Source organism: Buchnera aphidicola (Floraphis choui), assembly GCA_039830045.1.
Taxonomy (GTDB): Bacteria; Pseudomonadota; Gammaproteobacteria; order Enterobacterales; family Enterobacteriaceae; genus Buchnera_B; species Buchnera_B aphidicola_AX.
Genome location: CP140044.1, coordinates 112,408 through 130,555 on the forward strand (window position 1 = coordinate 112,408; position 18,148 = coordinate 130,555).

18 protein-coding genes are annotated in these 18,148 nt (G+C 24.1%); 16 read left to right on the forward strand and 2 right to left on the reverse strand.

Annotated elements, in window-relative coordinates:
- Nucleotides 1-8: 8 nt before the first annotated feature.
- A complete protein-coding gene (locus UAT33_00525; protein XBC43944.1) occupies nucleotides 9-1,364 on the reverse strand; it encodes an MATE family efflux transporter in 1,356 nt (451 codons plus the stop codon).
- A gap of 275 nt (nucleotides 1,365-1,639) precedes the next feature.
- On the opposite strand from UAT33_00525, the gene UAT33_00530 reads away from it, so the two are divergent.
- The 9 genes from UAT33_00530 to tyrS all read left to right on the forward strand — a co-directional run bounded on the left by UAT33_00530 (nucleotide 1,640) and on the right by tyrS (nucleotide 10,146).
- Nucleotides 1,640-2,254 (forward strand): riboflavin synthase subunit alpha, encoded by a 615-nt coding sequence (locus UAT33_00530; protein ID XBC43945.1) that lies wholly within the window; start codon nucleotides 1,640-1,642, stop codon nucleotides 2,252-2,254.
- Nucleotides 2,255-2,855: 601 nt separating this feature from the next.
- Nucleotides 2,856-3,437 (forward strand): electron transport complex subunit RsxA, encoded by a 582-nt coding sequence (rsxA, locus tag UAT33_00535; GenBank protein ID XBC44094.1) that lies wholly within the window; start codon nucleotides 2,856-2,858, stop codon nucleotides 3,435-3,437.
- Between the two features lie 8 nt (nucleotides 3,438-3,445).
- Nucleotides 3,446-3,958, forward strand: coding sequence for an RnfABCDGE type electron transport complex subunit B (locus tag UAT33_00540; GenBank protein XBC43946.1), 513 nt, complete (start codon nucleotides 3,446-3,448; stop codon nucleotides 3,956-3,958).
- On the forward strand, nucleotides 3,942-5,600 hold the full coding sequence (gene rsxC, locus UAT33_00545) for an electron transport complex subunit RsxC (protein ID XBC43947.1): 1,659 nt from the start codon (nucleotides 3,942-3,944) through the stop codon (nucleotides 5,598-5,600). The genes UAT33_00540 and rsxC overlap by 17 nt, the downstream gene beginning before the upstream one ends.
- 61 nt (nucleotides 5,601-5,661) lie before the next feature.
- The gene (locus UAT33_00550) at nucleotides 5,662-6,723 is read left to right on the forward strand and encodes an RnfABCDGE type electron transport complex subunit D (protein XBC43948.1); all 1,062 of its coding nucleotides are present in this window, start codon (nucleotides 5,662-5,664) and stop codon (nucleotides 6,721-6,723) included.
- A gap of 3 nt (nucleotides 6,724-6,726) precedes the next feature.
- The gene (rsxG, locus tag UAT33_00555) at nucleotides 6,727-7,353 is read left to right on the forward strand and encodes an electron transport complex subunit RsxG (protein ID XBC43949.1); all 627 of its coding nucleotides are present in this window, start codon (nucleotides 6,727-6,729) and stop codon (nucleotides 7,351-7,353) included.
- Nucleotides 7,346-7,981 (forward strand): electron transport complex subunit E, encoded by a 636-nt coding sequence (locus UAT33_00560; protein ID XBC43950.1) that lies wholly within the window; start codon nucleotides 7,346-7,348, stop codon nucleotides 7,979-7,981. The genes rsxG and UAT33_00560 overlap by 8 nt, the downstream gene beginning before the upstream one ends.
- Before the next feature lie 59 nt (nucleotides 7,982-8,040).
- Entirely contained in the window at nucleotides 8,041-8,673 is a 633-nt protein-coding gene (gene nth / locus UAT33_00565) for an endonuclease III (protein ID XBC43951.1), read from the forward strand.
- 198 nt (nucleotides 8,674-8,871) lie between these two features.
- Nucleotides 8,872-10,146 carry a tyrosine--tRNA ligase gene (gene tyrS, locus UAT33_00570; GenBank protein ID XBC43952.1) on the forward strand — a complete coding sequence of 425 codons (1,275 nt, stop codon included), beginning with the start codon at nucleotides 8,872-8,874 and terminating at the stop codon, nucleotides 10,144-10,146.
- Nucleotides 10,147-10,193: 47 nt separating this feature from the next.
- On the opposite strand, the gene UAT33_00575 is transcribed toward tyrS, so the two are convergent.
- Nucleotides 10,194-10,577 (reverse strand): iron-sulfur cluster assembly accessory protein, encoded by a 384-nt coding sequence (locus tag UAT33_00575; GenBank protein XBC43953.1) that lies wholly within the window; start codon nucleotides 10,575-10,577, stop codon nucleotides 10,194-10,196.
- Nucleotides 10,578-10,964: 387 nt separating this feature from the next.
- On the opposite strand from UAT33_00575, the gene ydiK reads away from it, so the two are divergent.
- From ydiK to pheS, 7 genes are all read left to right on the forward strand, one after another.
- Nucleotides 10,965-12,083 (forward strand): AI-2E family transporter YdiK, encoded by a 1,119-nt coding sequence (gene ydiK / locus UAT33_00580; protein XBC43954.1) that lies wholly within the window; start codon nucleotides 10,965-10,967, stop codon nucleotides 12,081-12,083.
- A 494-nt stretch (nucleotides 12,084-12,577) separates the two neighbouring features.
- On the forward strand, nucleotides 12,578-13,624 hold the full coding sequence (locus tag UAT33_00585) for a 3-deoxy-7-phosphoheptulonate synthase (GenBank protein ID XBC43955.1): 1,047 nt from the start codon (nucleotides 12,578-12,580) through the stop codon (nucleotides 13,622-13,624).
- Nucleotides 13,625-13,765: 141 nt separating this feature from the next.
- On the forward strand, nucleotides 13,766-15,682 hold the full coding sequence (gene thrS, locus UAT33_00590) for a threonine--tRNA ligase (GenBank protein XBC43956.1): 1,917 nt from the start codon (nucleotides 13,766-13,768) through the stop codon (nucleotides 15,680-15,682).
- Nucleotides 15,683-15,697: 15 nt separating this feature from the next.
- Nucleotides 15,698-16,240, forward strand: a complete 543-nt coding sequence (gene infC / locus UAT33_00595; protein ID XBC44095.1) for a translation initiation factor IF-3 — start codon at nucleotides 15,698-15,700, stop codon at nucleotides 16,238-16,240.
- A gap of 81 nt (nucleotides 16,241-16,321) precedes the next feature.
- On the forward strand, nucleotides 16,322-16,519 hold the full coding sequence (gene rpmI, locus UAT33_00600; GenBank protein XBC43957.1) for a 50S ribosomal protein L35: 198 nt from the start codon (nucleotides 16,322-16,324) through the stop codon (nucleotides 16,517-16,519).
- A gap of 40 nt (nucleotides 16,520-16,559) precedes the next feature.
- Entirely contained in the window at nucleotides 16,560-16,913 is a 354-nt protein-coding gene (gene rplT, locus UAT33_00605; protein XBC43958.1) for a 50S ribosomal protein L20, read from the forward strand.
- A 237-nt stretch (nucleotides 16,914-17,150) separates the two neighbouring features.
- A complete protein-coding gene (gene pheS / locus UAT33_00610; protein XBC43959.1) occupies nucleotides 17,151-18,134 on the forward strand; it encodes a phenylalanine--tRNA ligase subunit alpha in 984 nt (327 codons plus the stop codon).
- The last annotated feature ends 14 nt before the right edge of the window (nucleotides 18,135-18,148 follow it).

Here is an 18,148-nt window from a genome sequence, read left to right on the forward strand (position 1 = left end):
TAAAATTTTTATATTTTTTTAAAAAGTGTTTGAATAGACAATATTCTATATAAGATCATTAAAGATGATGTAGCCAATGCTATAAGAATTCCTATCCAAAACCCAGTTGCTCCTATTTTTGGAATAATTATATCAGTTAATGCTAGCAAATAACCGATAGGAAAACCAAATATCCAATAGGATATACATGTAATGATAAAAATTGTATGAGTGTCTTTATAACTTCTTAAGATTCCGTTTCCTATAATTTGAAAGAAATCAAATATTTGATACATTGCAGCAATTATTATTATTTTTTCAGTTTGTTTTATAATAAGATTGTCTGTAGTATATAAAGCTATTATTTTATGATAAAATAAAAAAATAGATATCGTAATTATAGTAGACAAAATAAATCCCATGGTTTGTGAAGATATGATAATAGTAGAAATTTTATTTAAGTTTTTTTTTCCTAAATAAAATCCAATACGAATACTGGTCGCAGTTCCAATTGAAAGTGGAAGAATAAAAATAAATGAACTGATGCTTAAAACAATTTGATGTGCAACAATTTGAGAAATATCTAAAGATGCTATCAGTAATGTTATTAATGTAAACAATGTAACTTCAAAAAATAGTGATAATGCAATGGGTAATCCTATTTTTAATAAGTTCCAAATTATTTTAAAATCAGGAAAATATTTGTGATTTCTCGAATATACTATGTTATATATATCAATATCGTTTTTAGTTATTATTTTCATAAAGATAAACATAAACCAATAAACGATAATTACTGAGAGTGCGCATCCTATATTTTTAAAGTAAAATGATAATATTTGTTTATATACTAATAAATAGCTTATTATTATGTTTAAAATTAATCCTATTAATCCTGAAATCATAGCTGGTTTAGGTTTTAAAAATCCTTCACATTGGTTTTGTATTACTTGAAAATATAAATATCCAGGAGTACTCCATAACAAAACTCTAATGTAATTAATACTTTTTTTTTCTATAATTGGATTAATGTCTTTCATAATATTAATAATATAATTAGCATTCCACAAAATAATCATAATAATTATTGAAATAAATGTAGCTAGCCAATATGCATTTATGATTTGATTTGGAATATTATTTTTTTGTTCTGATCCGTTCATATATGATACAATAGGCACTAAAGATAATAATAATCCATGTCCAAACAAAATAATTGGATACCAAATTGATATTCCAATTGATATAGCAGCTATATCAGTATTGTTTAGTGATCCCATCATAATACTATTAATAAATCCCATACTCATTTGCGATATTTGCGCTAACATAATAGGAATAGTAAGTTGTAACAATATTTTTATTTCTTTTAAATATTTGTTCATTCCTAACCTTTTAGTGTGGTATTTTATTTTTTATAGAATTTTAAAATATAAATTGCTTAGTTATCTTGTTATTCTATATTTTTTATATTACAAAAAGTAATGAGTTCATAGTTTATAAATATTTTTAATTTTTTAGATTTCAATTTAGAATTAGTATAAATGTGTTTGTATTAAAATATAATTAATATTAATTTAATAAATTAAAAATATTTATTTTGAATAGTATTTTGTTATTTTATAATAGTTTTATTTATACTTAATTATTTAAGGTTTTTATGTTTACTGGGATTATTCAAGATATTGCAAAAATAGTTTGGATAAAAAAATGCAGAAATTATTTTCAATGGGTTATACAATTGAATAATATTGATACAAATACTTTGTTATTAGGATCGTCTATATCATGTAATGGTTGTTGTTTAACTATTAAGACTATTATAAACAATAGAGTTAGTGTAGATATTATAAAAGAAACTTTACGAGTTACTAATTTGGATTCCTTTTGTGAAGGACAACATATAAATGTTGAACGATCTGTAAAGTTTGGAGAAGAAATTGGAGGGCATTTAGTCTCTGGACATGTTATGATTACTGCAAAAATATTTAAAATTGTAATATGTAATAATAGTAAGAAATTATGGATTGAATTAAATGATATTATTTTTATGAAATATGTCTTTTACAAAGGTTTTATATGTATTGATGGTATTAGTTTAACTATTGGTAATGTTGAAAAAAATACGTTTTGTGTATTTTTGATTCCAGAAACGATATTTAATACTACTATTGGAAGTAAGAATGTTGGAGATTTAGTTAATTTAGAAATAGATTATCTTACTAAAATTACTGTGGATAGTATAGAAAGATTAGTGTTAAAATTTAATAGGTAAAACATTTTATATTTTTTGTATAATGTATATGTTTTGTGTTAGCTATAGTATAAAAATACTTTTGAATGTTATTATATGATTATATTAACATTAGTATAAGTATATCCTTTATATTGTATATTTAAATTAAGTAATAAATTTAGAAGTTTTTAAAAGTGATTAGTGTTAATTTTATTAATTAAATAAATAATTTTATTTTTTGATTTTAGATAATATTCTAGAATTTAATACTATTTAGATAAATAAAATTATTAATAAGGTTATGGCATTAGATGCAAAATGCTATGAGTTTACATAATTTTAAAAATTTTATTAAATTAAACTATTTTTAATAATAATTATTTTATAGAATAATTATAAATTACTATTTAAAATTAATATTTTATCTTTTTTGAATTACATGCTAGAGTTAATATGAAAGTATATTATTTAATTTAAAATATTGTTTTATATTGATGATATAATTTATAATGTAAAAAGTATTTTAGTAAAATACAATTTTAAGAATCTACTTGGATGTGTTTCCTAACGTTTAAATTTGTTTAAGATAGTATAAAATATTATTAGTAGTTATTAATAAAATAACAAGTATATAGGTTTTATAGTGATTTATTTTTCATTTTTTTTAGGTAATTTATTAGTTAATAATTTAGTTTTAGTGCAGTTTTTAGGATTGTGTCCTTTTATGGGTACTTCTAAAAAGTTTGGTTCTGCTGTAGGTTTAGGGTGTGCAACTGTTTTTGTAATTACATGTGTTTCTATATTATCATGGTTAGTGAATTATTATATTTTAGTTCCATTAAATTTAGTATGTCTTAGAATTATGACATATATGTTGATTATTTCAGTTAGTGTTCAGATTGTTGAAATAATAATAAAGAAAGTTAGCCCTATACTATATAGATTGTTAGGTATATATTTACCATTAATTACTAGTAATTGTTCAGTTTTAGCTATCCCTTTATCTAGTATACGTTTCAACTTTAATTTTTTAGAGTCTTTTTTATATGGTTTTAGCTCTTCTATTGGTTTTTTTTTAGTTTTAGTAATTTTTTCTAGTATAAGAGAGAGATTATTTTTATCAGATGTTCCTGCTCCTTTTCGAGGCAGTCCAATTGCATTAATTACTGCTAGTCTAATGTCTGTTTCTTTTATGGGATTTAATGGTTTAGTAAAAGTATGATTTTTTTTATGTTATATTCTATATGTTTTTTTAGTATTTTGAGTATTTTTTTTGGTTTTTTAATAAATTATGTTTTGTATTATTACAGTATAGATTCTGATCCTATTATAGATAAAATTGATGAATTGTTACCTCAAACACAATGTGCGCAATGTGATTATCCTGGGTGTTATGCTTATGCTAGTGCGATTGGAAATAATAATGAAAGAATAGATAAATGTATTCCTGGTGGAAATGAAGTTGTATTTAAAATTTCAAGTTTGTTAAATAATGATGAGTTAGAATACAATTGTATGAATTCTTCTAACGATGTTTTTTCTAAAATAGCAATAATCGATGAAGAGAATTGCGTAGGTTGTTCAAAATGCAGATTAATTTGTCCTGTTGATGCTATAGTAGGATCATATAATTTCATGCATACAATATTACCACATATGTGTACTGGTTGTAACTTATGTATATCAATATGTCCTACTAATTGTATTAAAGAAAAAAAAATATCATATGATTACGTTAATTAATAATTTTAAACAACATTTATTTATGTGTGTTAATTTTGTTTGGGTGTTAATTAGATTATGCTATATTCATGTTAAAAAAATAATTTTGTTTCGAAAATCAAGAGACTTGTATGGAGGAATAGAATGTATTTCTATGAAAACTAGTAAATCATCGTCTAGATTAGAGTATATTCCTATTCCAAAAAAAATTTTTATTTTAGTAGATGATATCATTGTTTTACAAAAAAAAATTATAGTTGATGTAGGACAATCTGTATTACTTGGTCAAGTTCTGTCATTAGGATATAAACATATAGCTCCTATTCATTCCCCTGTATCTGGAATAGTTACTAAAATTTCACAGAAAAAGTATAATTTTTTTTTAAATAAACGTTTTAGTATTATTAATATAAGATCTGATGGAAAAGATACAAAAATTGATAGTATTTTAATGAGTAATTATAAAAAATTTAGTCCTGACGAAATTATTCAACTTATTTATAATTCTGGAGTAGTTGGATTAGGAGGGGCAGGATTTTTATCTTCTAAAAAGTTACAATATTCTATTGGAAATGCGCATACTTTAGTAGTTAACGCTGCTGAGAGTGAACCATATATTACATCAGATGATTGTTTAATAAGAAATTTTGCGCAAGAAGTAATTCAAGGATGTCAAATCATTGTTTGGATTTTAAAAATAAAATGTGTTCTTATTGCTATAGAAGATGATAAAAATATTGCATATATTAAAATTAAAAAAGAAATAAAAGCTTTTCCTAATTATAAAATATATAAAATAAAAAGAATATATCCATCTGGCAGCAGCAAACAATTAATAAAAATATTATTTAATAAGGAAGTTCCTTTAGGAAAACATTCAACTAGTTTAGGGATAGTTGTGTTTAATGTATCTACTATTTTTTCAATTAAAAGAGCAGTGATAAATGGCGAACCTTTAATTGAGAGAATTGTAACTTTATCTGATAGACGGTTATCGTATCAAAAAAATATTTTAGTTAGAGTTGGTACTCCAATTAATTATATATTAAAGAAATGTAATATTAATTATAAAGATAATAGTGTTGTCATTGGAGGTCCAATAACTGGATTAATAATTGATGATTTAAGTTTTCCTATTTTAAAAACCAGCAATAATATTTTATGTTTAGAATTGAATTTTATGGATAACAGATTAGAAAGCCCATGCATTCGCTGTACAGCTTGTTCTAGAACTTGCCCAATGCGTCTATTACCGGAACAACTATATTTTTATAGTAAATCTTTCGATCATAATAAATCTAGAGAATATCATATAAATGAATGTATTGAATGCGGAATTTGTGAACAAGTATGTCCTAGTAATATTCCTCTTTTAAGATATTTTAGAAAAGAAAAATTAAAATTGAATGAAATTATATTTAAAGAGAATATGTCTAAAAAATTTAAAAAATTGTTTGTATCTCGTCAATCTAGATTGAATTCTTCAGGATTAATCAATGAAAATATCATATATTCTAGTAATAATTTAGATAGAGTTTTAGATAAAAAAGTTGTCTGTAATACAGATATAGAATATATAACTATAGAAAAGTCTCAGTTCATGAGGAAAAAAGAACTTGAAGAATCTATTGCTAGAGCTAAATTAAAAAGGAATATTGAATAACTTCTAGTAAACAAATAGTGTTACTATACGATTTATATAAGAAAATTTTTGAAATATAGTTATGGATTATCGATATATTAAAATTAATGATATTTATATTTGTAGAAGTACTAATAATATAATGTTATTAGCAATATTAGCTACAATTCCAGGTGTAATTATAGAATTTTACTATTTTAAAATAGCAGTATTAATTCAAATATTTCTTTCTGTTATATCTTCGATAATATTTGAATTTATCTTTTTAAAATTACGAAAAAAAAATTTGTATACATTTTTTTTAGATTATTCTTCAGTTTTAACTGGTATTTTATTAGGACTTAGTTTACCTATTTTATCACCGTGGTGGATATCAATTGTAGGTTCTTTTTTTTCTATTATAGTTGCTAAACAGTTATATGGAGGTTTAGGAAATAATATTTTTAATCCTGCAATGTCAGGATATGCGATATTATCGATATCTTTTCCTATTTTAATGACTAATTGGTCTTTTCAAAATAATTTGGCATTACTTAATATGTTAAATGTAAGTGATATGATGTCAATTATTTTTTTTACCGACTTAGAAGATTATTATAAAATGATGTCAAAATTTTCTGAAATGTCTAATTTTATAACTCAATCTACTCCTTTAGAACAAATGAGAATACAAAATAGAAGTATTGTAACAAATATTACTTCTTTTATTTTTTCTTTAGAAAACATTGATATTTATCGTCACTGGATATTAATTAACTTTAGTTTTTTTTCTGGAGGTATTTTTTTATTAATAAAAAAAATTATTTGTTGGAGAGTTCCATTTAGTTTTTTATTTTCTTTATTTATTTGCTGTTCATTGGATTTTTTTTATTTTAAACATATAAATATTTTTCCATTAATTCAATTATTTTTAGGTAGTACTATGATGGGGGCTTTTTTTATTGCAACAGATCCTGTTACTACTTCTATTACTAAAATAGGGCGTATAATTTTTGGAAGTTTTATTGGAATTTTTATTTGGATTATTCGAGTTTTTGGTGGATATCCTGATGCTATATCGTTTTCTATATTACTCGCTAATTCTGTTGTTCCGTTAATAGATTATTATACTCAACCGTATATTTATGGTAAAAAGACAAAATAACTTATGTTTAAAAACAATTATTCAATTATTATTACATTATTTTTAATTTCTATTTTAACAGCAAGTAGTGTAGTATTAGTATATATATATACTAAATCAAGGATAGTATTTCAGAAAGAAAATCATCAAAAAATAATTTTAAATACTCTTTTGCCTAAAACATTTTCTGATATGAAAGTTTCATATTGTTTTATAAATAACGAATTATTAGGAGATAATAAGAATCATAAGTTTTGGATGGTTACAAAAAATAATAAATTATATGCTTTAATTTTTGAAGTAATAGCACCAGATGGATACTCAGGAAATATAAAAATGATTGTATCTCTAGATTTAAATAGTAAAATTTTAGGTGTTCGTACATTAGATCATCACGAAACTCCTGGACTAGGAGATAAAATTGATACTCATATTTCTAATTGGATTACTAAATTTTCTGGTATGACAGTATTAGGACTAGATGATGTAAATTTTTCTTTGAAAAAGTATGGAGGAAATATTGACCAATTTACAGGAGCTACTATTACCCCATTAGCGGTAGTTAATGCGATTAAACGTACTGCTAGTTTGTCGAAAAAGTTAATATTAAAAAATTTTAAATTTAAAAATTGTGATTGTGACTATGAATAGCTTTATTAAAATGTTTAGTAATGGAATTTGGATAAAAAATTCATCATTAGTTCAGTTGTTAGGATTATGTCCTATTTTAGCAGTTACTACAAATGTTATTAATGCATTAGGATTAGGAATAGTTACTACATTAGTTTTGGTGTGTACGAATGTAATAATATCATCATTGAGGTTTTGGATACCTAAAGATATTCGTATTCCTATTTATATGATGATTATTAGTGCTATTGTTAGTTGTTTTGATATGTTAGTTAATGCATATTCACTAAATTTATATCATTCTTTAGGAATTTTTATTCCTTTAATTATTACTAATTGTGTTATATGTGGTCGAGCTGATCTTATTGCTATGAATAGTTCTATATTAATTTCATTTTTAGATGGATTATTTACTTCGATTGGATCTGTTTTAGCTATATTTATAGTTGGATCGATTAGAGAAATTATTGGAAACGGAACACTATTTTTTGGTTCTGAAAATTTATTTGGATCTTGGTCTCAAATGTTTTATATGAAAATTATTGATTCAAACTATGTCATGTTATTTTTTTCATATCCTTCTGGGGCTTTTATGATTTTAGGGTTTATTTTAGCTGGAAAAAATTTTATAAATCAAAATATTAATTAAATTGTTGTAATATTGATACATATTTAAAGTTTACTCTATTCTATTAGGAAAAAGTAAAATTGGATAATAATCAACTTAATAAAATTTTGTTAATTTTTTATAAAGCAAATCCTAAACCAAAAACAGAATTAAAATTTTCTTCAGATTTTGAGTTATTAATTTCGGTAATTTTATCAGCACAGTCTACTGATCGTATGGTTAATAAAGTTACTAAAAATTTGTATAAAGTTGCTAATACACCTTCATCTATTTTATCAATTGGATTAAATAATTTAAAGGAGTATATAAAAAAGTTAGGTTTATTTAATAAAAAGTCTTCTAATATTATTAGAACTTGTGATATTTTACTAAATAGGTATAAAGGGAAAATTCCTGATAACATTATTGATTTACAATGTTTTCCCGGAGTAGGAAGAAAAACAGCTAATGTAATTTTAAATTGTATTTTTAAGAAAAAAGTTATTGCAGTTGATACTCATGTATTCAGGTTATGTAATAGAATAGGATTTATGAAAGCAAAAAACGTTATTAGTACAGAAAAAACATTATTTAAAATAGTTCCTGAACGTTTTAAATTACATTTTCATAATTGGTTTGTTTTACATGGTCGTTATATATGTACGTCTAAATCTCCAAAATGTTCTTTTTGTTCAATTGAACATTTATGCAAATTTAAATTTAAGAGAATTTAGTAAAGGTTTTGTTTACTGTTAATTCATTTTAGATACATCTAATAAGTTTTATTTTATAATTTTTTGTTATTATATAATATTTATTAAAATATATATTTTAATTTAATTATAATTTTGTATTATAAAATTATTTACTATAAATGTTATATTTATATTTTTTATAGTGTTTTTACAATACATTTTTAATGAAGGATTTTTATGTGTCAAATTGATTTAATTTGTGAATTTAGAAAAAGAAACTTAATATCACAAATTGCTAATGAAAAAAAGTTAATTTTTCAAATTAAAAATAATAAAATTACTTTATATTGTGGTTTTGATATTACTGCAGAGAGTTTACATATAGGTCACATTTTGCCGTTATTATGTCTAAAAAGATTTCAAGAAATTGGGCATAGACCTATTGTTTTAATAGGTGGTGCAACTAGTTTAATTGGTGATCCAAGTTTTAAAATTTCTGAAAGAAGATTGAATTCGATAGAATTAGTTAATACATGGAAAAAGTCTATTACTAATCAAGTTTCTTTATTTTTAGACTTTAATTCAAGTTATAATAAAGCCATGATCATAAATAATTATAAATGGTTTGAGCATATGTCGTTATTAAAATTTTTACGTACTATAGGTAAGCATTTTTCTATTAATAAAATGATTACTCGAGATGCAGTTAAAAAACGAATCAATCGTTTAGATACAGGAATTTCATTTACAGAATTTTCTTATAATTTATTACAAGCATATGATTTTTCTATTTTGCATAATAAATACAATGTTATGTTACAAATTGGTGGATCTGATCAGTGGGGAAATATTGTATCTGGAATTGATTTAATTCGTAGGTTATATAAGAACGAAGTGTATGGTTTAACTATTCCTTTGTTAACTCAAAAAAATGGAATCAAATTTGGAAAAACAGAAAAGAATACAGTATGGTTAGATGCAAAAAAAACGAGTCCTTATAAATTTTATCAATATTGGGTTAACATATCTGATTGTGACGTATGTAGATTTTTAAAATTTTTTACTGTTTTAAGGGTTTCAAAAATAGATGCATTAGAGTCTTGTAATTCTATTACAGAATTGAATAAATCTAAACTATTTCTAGCAGAGTATCTTACAAATATAGTACATGGTAAACACGGAGTGAAATCGGCAAAGCGCATTTCATCATGTTTGTTTTATGGTGATTTTCATAATATGGAGAGATCTGATTTTATTCAATTAGAACAAGATGGAATACCTTCAATTAAGATTTCAGGTATTCGAGATTTACAACAGGTATTAGTGGATGCTTTTTTAGCTCCTTCTCGTTCTCAAGCCAGAAATATGATTCTATCTAATGCTATTAAAATTAATCACGTTAGACAAAATAATGAAATGTATGTTTTTTCAAATAGTGATATCTTTTTTGAAAGATATACACTTTTATCTAGAGGAAAAAAACATTTTTGTTTGATATGTTGGATAAGTTAAATTACTATAAACGTATTTTTATGCGAATATTATTTTTTAGAATTAAATTAATATTCTAGATTAAAACTTTCACCGCATCCACAAAAATTTTGAATGTTTTTATTATTAAATTTAAAAACATGATTTATTCCTTCTTTTATAAAGTCTATTTTTACTCCGTCTAATATTGAGACGTTTTTGAAATTTACTAATATCAATATATTTTTAGAAACGAAATGAATATCAGTATGATGTATTATTGTTGCTAGTTCCATGAAGTATTTCATTCCAGCACATCCTGATTTTTTTATTCCTAATTTAATTCCTATTTTATGTTCTTTTTTTATTAATTTATGAATTTGTTTTTCTGCTGTATAACTTATTTTTATTCCTTTGATATTATGAATATTTTTTTCTTTTGGAAGTAATGTAAAGTAGATATTTTTATTCATTTTGTTCTCATATGAATATGTTAAGTAAATATTTTATACTTATATACAAGTTTAAAATCATTACAATTTTGTTAAAATAAATTATTAATAAGCTTTAAAATATTAAAGTAACTAATTTTTATAAAAATTTATATATATAAATATATAAAATTAAGTAGTATAATTAACTAATATATTAATATCAATGATAGAAAATTATATTGTACTTATTTTAAAAATTCAATAATATTATTAATATATAATATATATTTTATACATTTTTAGAACATTTATAAGTTTTATTATTTCTATTTTTATAAAATTATATTTTAAAGCAATTTTTATTAATTTATAAGATATTATTTATGTTCTAAATAATTAAAGGAAACATAAAGGTATAATGTTTATATGCAAAAAAAACGAGAAAGTATGGATTTGCCACAAGCTATTTTTTCTCTAATATTTATCGTTATTATGATATTTTCTAGTTTATGGATTATGCGTCCATTTTTTTTAGGTTTTGCGTGGGCTAGCATGGTAGTGATTGCGACATGGCCTATATTTTTAAAATTGCAGTTATTGTTATGGGGAAATCGAGCATGTGCTGTTATAACAATGATTATTATTTTATTATTAATTTTTATTATTCCAATTGCTTGCTTAGTGAATAGTTTAATTGATAATAGCACTTCAGTAATTAGTTGGTTAAGTTCAGAAAACTTACGATTTCCAGATTTTTATTGGCTACAAGATATTCCTGTTATTGGGGTAAAATTATTTTCTAGTTATCAAAAATTATTAGATGAAGGAGGTTCTGAATTAATTGCTAAAGTTCAACCTTATATGGGTAAAACTACTGAATTTTTTGTTGTTCAAGCGGGGCATTTTGGTCGGTTTATTATTCATTTAATTTTAATGTTAATTTTTAGTTCTTTATTATATTGGAATGGTGAAAGAATGAGAAATATTATTAGACATTTTGCTGTTCGTTTAGGATCAAATTCTGGAGATTCGGTAGTCTCTCTTGCTGGTCAGGCAGTTAGAGCAGTAGCTTTAGGAGTAGTTGTTACTGCATTAGTTCAAGGCATTCTAGGTGGTATAGGATTAGCAATTTCTGGAATTCCATATTCTTCTTTATTAATGATGTTAATAATTATTTTTTGTTTAATTCAATTAGGTCCGTTACCTGTATTAATTCCAGCTATTATGTGGTTGTATTGGAATGGTAATACAACTTGGGGGACTGTATTGTTAATTTGGAGTTGTATTGTATGTGTATTAGATCATATATTACGTCCTATGCTTATAAGGATCGGGGCTGATTTTCCCACGGTATTGATATTATCAGGAGTCATAGGTGGTTTAATTTCATTTGGAATGATTGGTTTATTTATTGGCCCAGTAGTTTTAGTCATATCATATCGTCTTATTTCTTCTTGGATGGATGAAATTCCAGCTCCAAGTACTTTGTCAAAAGAATCAATAAAACGCTTTTTATTAAAAGATAAGATTAAAAAGAAAAATTAATAATATTTATTTAGAATTTTTATATTTGTTTTGATAATATTTTGTATAGAATATCAAATCTATTTAGTCATATATAATATTACTTTAAATATTTTATGATTACTTTTTTATTTTATATTTCTTGTTTTATAGCAAATTCTTAAGTAGCTATAGAATGTAATTAAGAACAATTTACGATATTATCGTTATTAGTATTAATATTTTAAATTTTAATACTCTTATTATTTTTTAATAAAAATTTTTATGCTAATTTTAGAATATAATTTAAAGATCATAATATTATTATTAGATTATGATTACGAATTTGATACATTAATATTAAAATGTTAAATTATTTTAAAAAAATTTTAAATAAATTTTAATTGTATTTATCATGGTAATTTAAAGCGTTTTGTATATTAAATTGATATATTTGCTTTAAAATTTATAATTAACATTTTATCAATTATAATTTTGTCATATATTATTAGTATAGGATATATTTAGAGAAAAATATGAAAAAAACAGATGAATTAAGAACAATACGAATTGATCCGTTAATTACTCCATTTGAATTAGCAAAAAATTATCCTATTACTTCTTCTATTATGGATACTGTTATTACAGCTAGAAAAAATATAGCTAATATTATGACAGGAATGGATTTGCGTTTATTGGTAGTAATCGGACCTTGTTCAGTTCACGATCCTTTAGCAGCAGTTGAATATGCAAAAAGATTAAATGAATTACGTAAAAAATATTCTTCTCGTCTTGAAATTATAATGCGCACTTACTTTGAAAAACCACGTACTGTGATAGGTTGGAAAGGTCTTATTTCAGATCCTGATTTGAATGGAAGTTTTCGTGTTAATCATGGTTTGTCAATTGCTAGAAAATTGCTTTTAGATATTAATGAATTAGGACTTCCAGCTGCTACTGAATTCTTAGACATAGTAATTGGACAATTTATAGCAGATTTAATAAGTTGGGGTGCAATAGGAGCAAGGACTACTGAAAGTCAAATTCATCGTGAAATGGCATCTGCATTGTCTTGTCCAGTAGGATTTAAAAATGGTACTGATGGAAATATACGAATTGCAATAGATGCTATTCGTGCTGCAAGTGCAAAACATTTATTTCTAGCACCTGATAAACATGGACAAATGACTATTAATCATACTAGTGGAAATCCATTTGGTCATGTTATTATGCGTGGAGGAAAATCTCCAAATTATCATGCTAAAGATATAGATTTAACTATAAGATATTTACAAGAATTTAATCTTTTAGAATATTTGATGATTGATTTTAGTCATGGGAATTGTCTAAAACAACATAGGCGTCAGTGTGATGTAGGCGAATCCATAGCTAAGCAAATACGAGATGGCTCTACAGCTATATTTGGTGTTATGATTGAAAGTTTTATAGAAGAAGGTTCTCAAAAAGTAATTGATAATAAACCATTAATTTACGGAAAATCGATAACAGATCCTTGTTTAGGATGGAACGATAGCGTACGACTTCTTAAAAAATTAGCAGATGCTGTTAACAGTCGGTTTTAACTTTTTATATTGATCTTTAATATTGATTATTATTTTTATATAATTATATTATAGTTAACTATTTTAAAATATACTTTGAATGTCAAGTATATTTATATCTTAATAAAAATAAATGGAATAATTTAAAACTAAGGATCTGAAATGCCTGTTATTACGTTGTGTGACGGACGAAAACTAATATATAAAGATGCTGTTTCAGTATTAGATATTGCTAAGAATATTTCACCTGATTTAGCCAAAAGTTGTTGTTTTGGATATGTAAATAATATTAGTGTAAGTAAATATACTATTATAGACTATGATGCTAATATTCAAATAGTTTATAAAGATGATATAGTTTTTTTAAATAGCATTCGTAATACTTTTATTTGTATTTTAGGATATGCTGTAAAAGAATTATGGCCGAATTCTAAAATTGGTAATAGTTTTGTAATAGACAACGGATTTTATTGTGATATAGATGTAGATTTTATTTTTACTAGTTCGGATTTAAATTTATTAGAAACTCGTATGTTAGATATTTCTAATAGAAAATATAATATTAATGTAAAAAATATAACATGGGAAGAAGCATATAAAATTTTTGAGAGTTATTCCGAAACGTATAAATTATTAATTTTAAAAAACAATTTTAAAATTAATGAAGTTGTTCCTTTGTGTTTTCATCAAAAATATGTTGATTTTCAAGTTGGTATTCCGATTCCTAATGTATCTTTTTGTCGTTATTTTAAGTTACAAAAGTTTTCTGGTGTATATTGGAACGGAAATAAAAAAAATAAGGTTTTGCAAAGAATTTATGGAACAGCATGGGTTACATCAAGTAAATTAAGAGAATATTTAGAATACATAGACCAATCTGAGAAACGAGATCATAGGAAAATTTCCAAAAAATTAGATTTATATCATATTCAAGAAGAATCTCCAGGAATGATTTTTTGGCATCATAATGGTTGGATTATTTTTCGAGAATTAAAAAGATTTATTCGGGAGAAGTTACAAGAATATCAATATCAAGAAGTTCAAACACCATTAATTATGAATAAAAAAATTTGGAAAGATAGTGGACATTTAGATAATTATCAAAAATTTATGTTTATGACATGTTCAGAAAATAATATGTATGGAATTAAACCTATGAATTGCCCTGGTCATGTACAAATTTTTAACAATGCTTTACATTCTTATCGCGATCTTCCTATTCGTATTTCAGAATTTGGGAGTTGTCATAGAAATGAACCGTCAGGTTCTTTACATGGACTTATGAGAATTAGGAATTTTACTCAAGATGATGCTCATATTTTTTGTAGAAAGGATCAAATTCAGGGTGAAATTAGTAATTGTATAAAAATGATTTATGACGTATATGAAGTATTTGGTTTTAAAAAAATTTTGGTAAAATTATCAACTCGTCCAAAAAATAGAATTGGAAGTGATATAATATGGGATCAAGCTGAAAATGATTTATCAACTTCATTAAAAGAAAACAAAATATTATTTGAATATCAAGAGGGAGAAGGAGCTTTTTATGGACCGAAAATTGAGCTTTCATTGCTTGATTGTTTGGGAAGAATTTGGCAATGTGCGACTATACAATTAGATTTTTATTTACCAGTAAGTTTAGGTTCTTTTTATATTGATAACAATAATGAAAAAAAAATACCAATTATTATTCATAGAGCAGTATTAGGTTCTATTGAACGGTTTATAGGGATTTTAATAGAAGAATATTCTGGAAATTTTCCAACGTGGTTAGCTCCTATTCAAGTGGTGTTAATAAGTGTTAATAAAAGTCATAATAAGTATGTTAGCATGTTATTTAAAAATTGGTTTGATATAGGTATTCGAGTTAGATTAGATATAAGGAATGAAAAAGTCAATTTTAGAGTCAGAGAACAAATTATAAGAAAAGTTCCATATATTGTTATTTGTGGTGATAAAGAAGTTACTAGTAATAAAATTACTTTTAGAACTCGATCAGGAAAAAATTTTTTATTAGTAAATATAAAAGATTTTGTTATAAAGTTAAAAAAAGAAATTTCTACTCGAAATTTACATTGATTGGAGGAATAAAGTATTAAAGTCGGAAAAAGAATACAAATAACAAAGCCAAATCGTATAAATCACGAAATTCGTTCTTTAAAAGTTCGTCTTACTGATTTTCATGGAAATCAAGTTGGTATTGTTACATTAAGAGATGCTCTAAATAAAGCAAAAGAAGCAGGAATGGATTTAGTTGAAATTAGTCCAAATTCTGAACCTCCAGTGTGTCGTATTATGAATTATGGAAAATTTTTATATAAGAAAAGTAAATCTATAAAAGAACAGAGAAAAAAACAAAAAGTAGTAAATATTAAAGAGATAAAGTTTCGACCTGGAACTGATGAAAGTGATTATCAAGTTAAATTACGCAATTTAACTCGTTTTTTAACAGATGGACATAAAGTAAAGATAACTTTACGTTTTCGTGGGCGTGAAATGGTTCATCAGCAAATAGGTGTAAAAGTGTTAAATCGGATCAAAAACGATTTAGTAGAACTAGCTTTAATAGAGACATTTCCATCTAAAATTGAAGGTCGTCAAATGATCATGATTTTATCGCCTAAGAAAAAACAATAATTTTTTTATAATATATTGATTATTAGATTAATTGTGGTTACTTTGTTAAATTTTTATATTTATTTTAAATTGGAAAATATAATGCCTAAGATTAAAACATTACGCAGTGCAGCTAAGCGTTTTAGAAAAACTGCATCTGGTAAATTTAAGCGAAAACAAGCCAATTTGCGACATATTTTAACAAAAAAATCTACTGATCGAAAACGACATTTACGTTCAAAAGTAATGGTATCTAAGGGAGACAATAATAAAGTTCGTTTATTTTTGCCTTATCTATAAATTAATTTGAATGTATATTAGAAAAAGGAGAGTTTATAATATGGCTCGTGTAAAACGTGGGGTAACTGCTCGTTTTCGTCATAAAAAAGTGTTAAAAGAAGCTAAAGGTTATTATGGTTCAAGATCAAAAACATATCGATCGGCTTGTCAAGCAGTTATTAAATCTGGGCAATATGCTTATCGTGATCGTCGTCAAAAAAAACGTCAATTTAGAAAATTATGGATTACTCGAATTAATGCTGCAGTACGACCGAATCACATGTCCTACAGTCAGTTTATATATGGACTAAGGAAAGCATCAATAGATATTAATCGGAAAACATTATCTGAAATTGCTATTTTTGATAAAAATGCTTTTAATTCATTGGTGGAAAATTCAAAAAATTCTTTATAAAAATTGAAATCTTAGAGGGAGAGTAACTTGATCTCCCTTGATTTTAAAAGTATTTATATAATAAATTATATAGAGTAATTAGTAAAATATAGTACAAATTATAAATTATAATTTATATTATTTTTAATTACTAAATAATATTAAAAAGCTTCCATTTTGGAAGCTTTTTAATATTATTTAGATTTTTACTTTAATATTTATAAATCTTAATAGCTATTTATATAAGCGGAGAAAATCGTGTTTGATTGTCTAAAATTAATTAATTTAGCAAAATTAGAAATTAAAAAAACTCAAACTTTACAAGATTTAGACTTATTAAGGATAAAATATCTTGGAAATAAGGGTTATGTTGCTTCTAAAATATCTCAATTACGTAATATGTCTCTAAAAGATAAAAAAAAAGTTGGTTCTGAACTTAATAAATTTAAAAATGATTTAAAGGTAGAAATTAGCAAACACAAAAAAAAATTAGAAATATTACTTTATAATGTATCATTAAAAAACAATTTTATTGATATATCATTATCTGGACGTCGTAATAGCGTTGGTTCATTACATCCAATAACTAAAATGATTGACAATATAGAACATTTTTTTTTGAAATTAGGTTTTGAAATTGTATATGGTCAAGAGATAGATGATGATTATCATAATTTTGATGCGTTAAATATTCCAAAAAATCATCCATCTAGAACTGATCATGATACTTTTTGGTTTGATTCTAAGCGTTTATTACGTACTCAAACTTCTAATATGCAAATTAGATCTATGAAAAAAATGAAATTGCCAATTAAAATTATTATTCCAGGAAAAGTATATAGAAATGATTGTGATAAAACTCATACTCCTATGTTTCATCAAATTGAAGGGTTAATTGTTGATAAAAATATAACTTTCTCTAATTTGAAATGGATAATTGAATTGTTTTTAAACTATTTTTTTTGTAATAATATTAATATTCGATTTCGACCATCTTATTTTCCTTTTACTTTTTTGTCTTCTGAAGTAGATATTTTAGGAACTGATAATAAGTGGTTAGAAGTATTAGGATGTGGAATGGTTCATCCAAATGTGTTAAAAAATGTTAATATTAATTCCGAGATATATTCTGGATGTGCTTTTGGTTTAGGAATAGAAAGAATGACTATGTTATATCATGGCATTACTGATATTCGTATTTTTTTCGAGAATAATTTAAAATTTCTTAAACAGTTTAAATAATAGTGAGTGTGTAA

Excerpts from the sequence above, each read along its gene's own strand:
- UAT33_00525 (XBC43944.1), bottom strand. The coding sequence starts at position 1,364 with ATGAACAAATATTTAAAAGAAATAAAAATATTGTTACAACTTACTATT.
- UAT33_00550 (XBC43948.1), top strand. The coding sequence starts at position 5,662 with ATGGATTATCGATATATTAAAATTAATGATATTTATATTTGTAGAAGT.
- UAT33_00560 (XBC43950.1), top strand. The coding sequence starts at position 7,346 with ATGAATAGCTTTATTAAAATGTTTAGTAATGGAATTTGGATAAAAAAT.
- rsxC (XBC43947.1), top strand. The coding sequence starts at position 3,942 with ATGATTACGTTAATTAATAATTTTAAACAACATTTATTTATGTGTGTT.
- thrS (XBC43956.1), top strand. The coding sequence starts at position 13,766 with ATGCCTGTTATTACGTTGTGTGACGGACGAAAACTAATATATAAAGAT.
- UAT33_00540 (XBC43946.1), top strand. The coding sequence starts at position 3,446 with ATGTTATATTCTATATGTTTTTTTAGTATTTTGAGTATTTTTTTTGGT.
- ydiK (XBC43954.1), top strand. The coding sequence starts at position 10,965 with ATGCAAAAAAAACGAGAAAGTATGGATTTGCCACAAGCTATTTTTTCT.
- rpmI (XBC43957.1), top strand. The coding sequence starts at position 16,322 with ATGCCTAAGATTAAAACATTACGCAGTGCAGCTAAGCGTTTTAGAAAA.
- UAT33_00575 (XBC43953.1), bottom strand. The coding sequence starts at position 10,577 with ATGAATAAAAATATCTACTTTACATTACTTCCAAAAGAAAAAAATATT.
- rplT (XBC43958.1), top strand. The coding sequence starts at position 16,560 with ATGGCTCGTGTAAAACGTGGGGTAACTGCTCGTTTTCGTCATAAAAAA.
- rsxG (XBC43949.1), top strand. The coding sequence starts at position 6,727 with ATGTTTAAAAACAATTATTCAATTATTATTACATTATTTTTAATTTCT.
- tyrS (XBC43952.1), top strand. The coding sequence starts at position 8,872 with ATGTGTCAAATTGATTTAATTTGTGAATTTAGAAAAAGAAACTTAATA.
- UAT33_00530 (XBC43945.1), top strand. The coding sequence starts at position 1,640 with ATGTTTACTGGGATTATTCAAGATATTGCAAAAATAGTTTGGATAAAA.
- UAT33_00585 (XBC43955.1), top strand. The coding sequence starts at position 12,578 with ATGAAAAAAACAGATGAATTAAGAACAATACGAATTGATCCGTTAATT.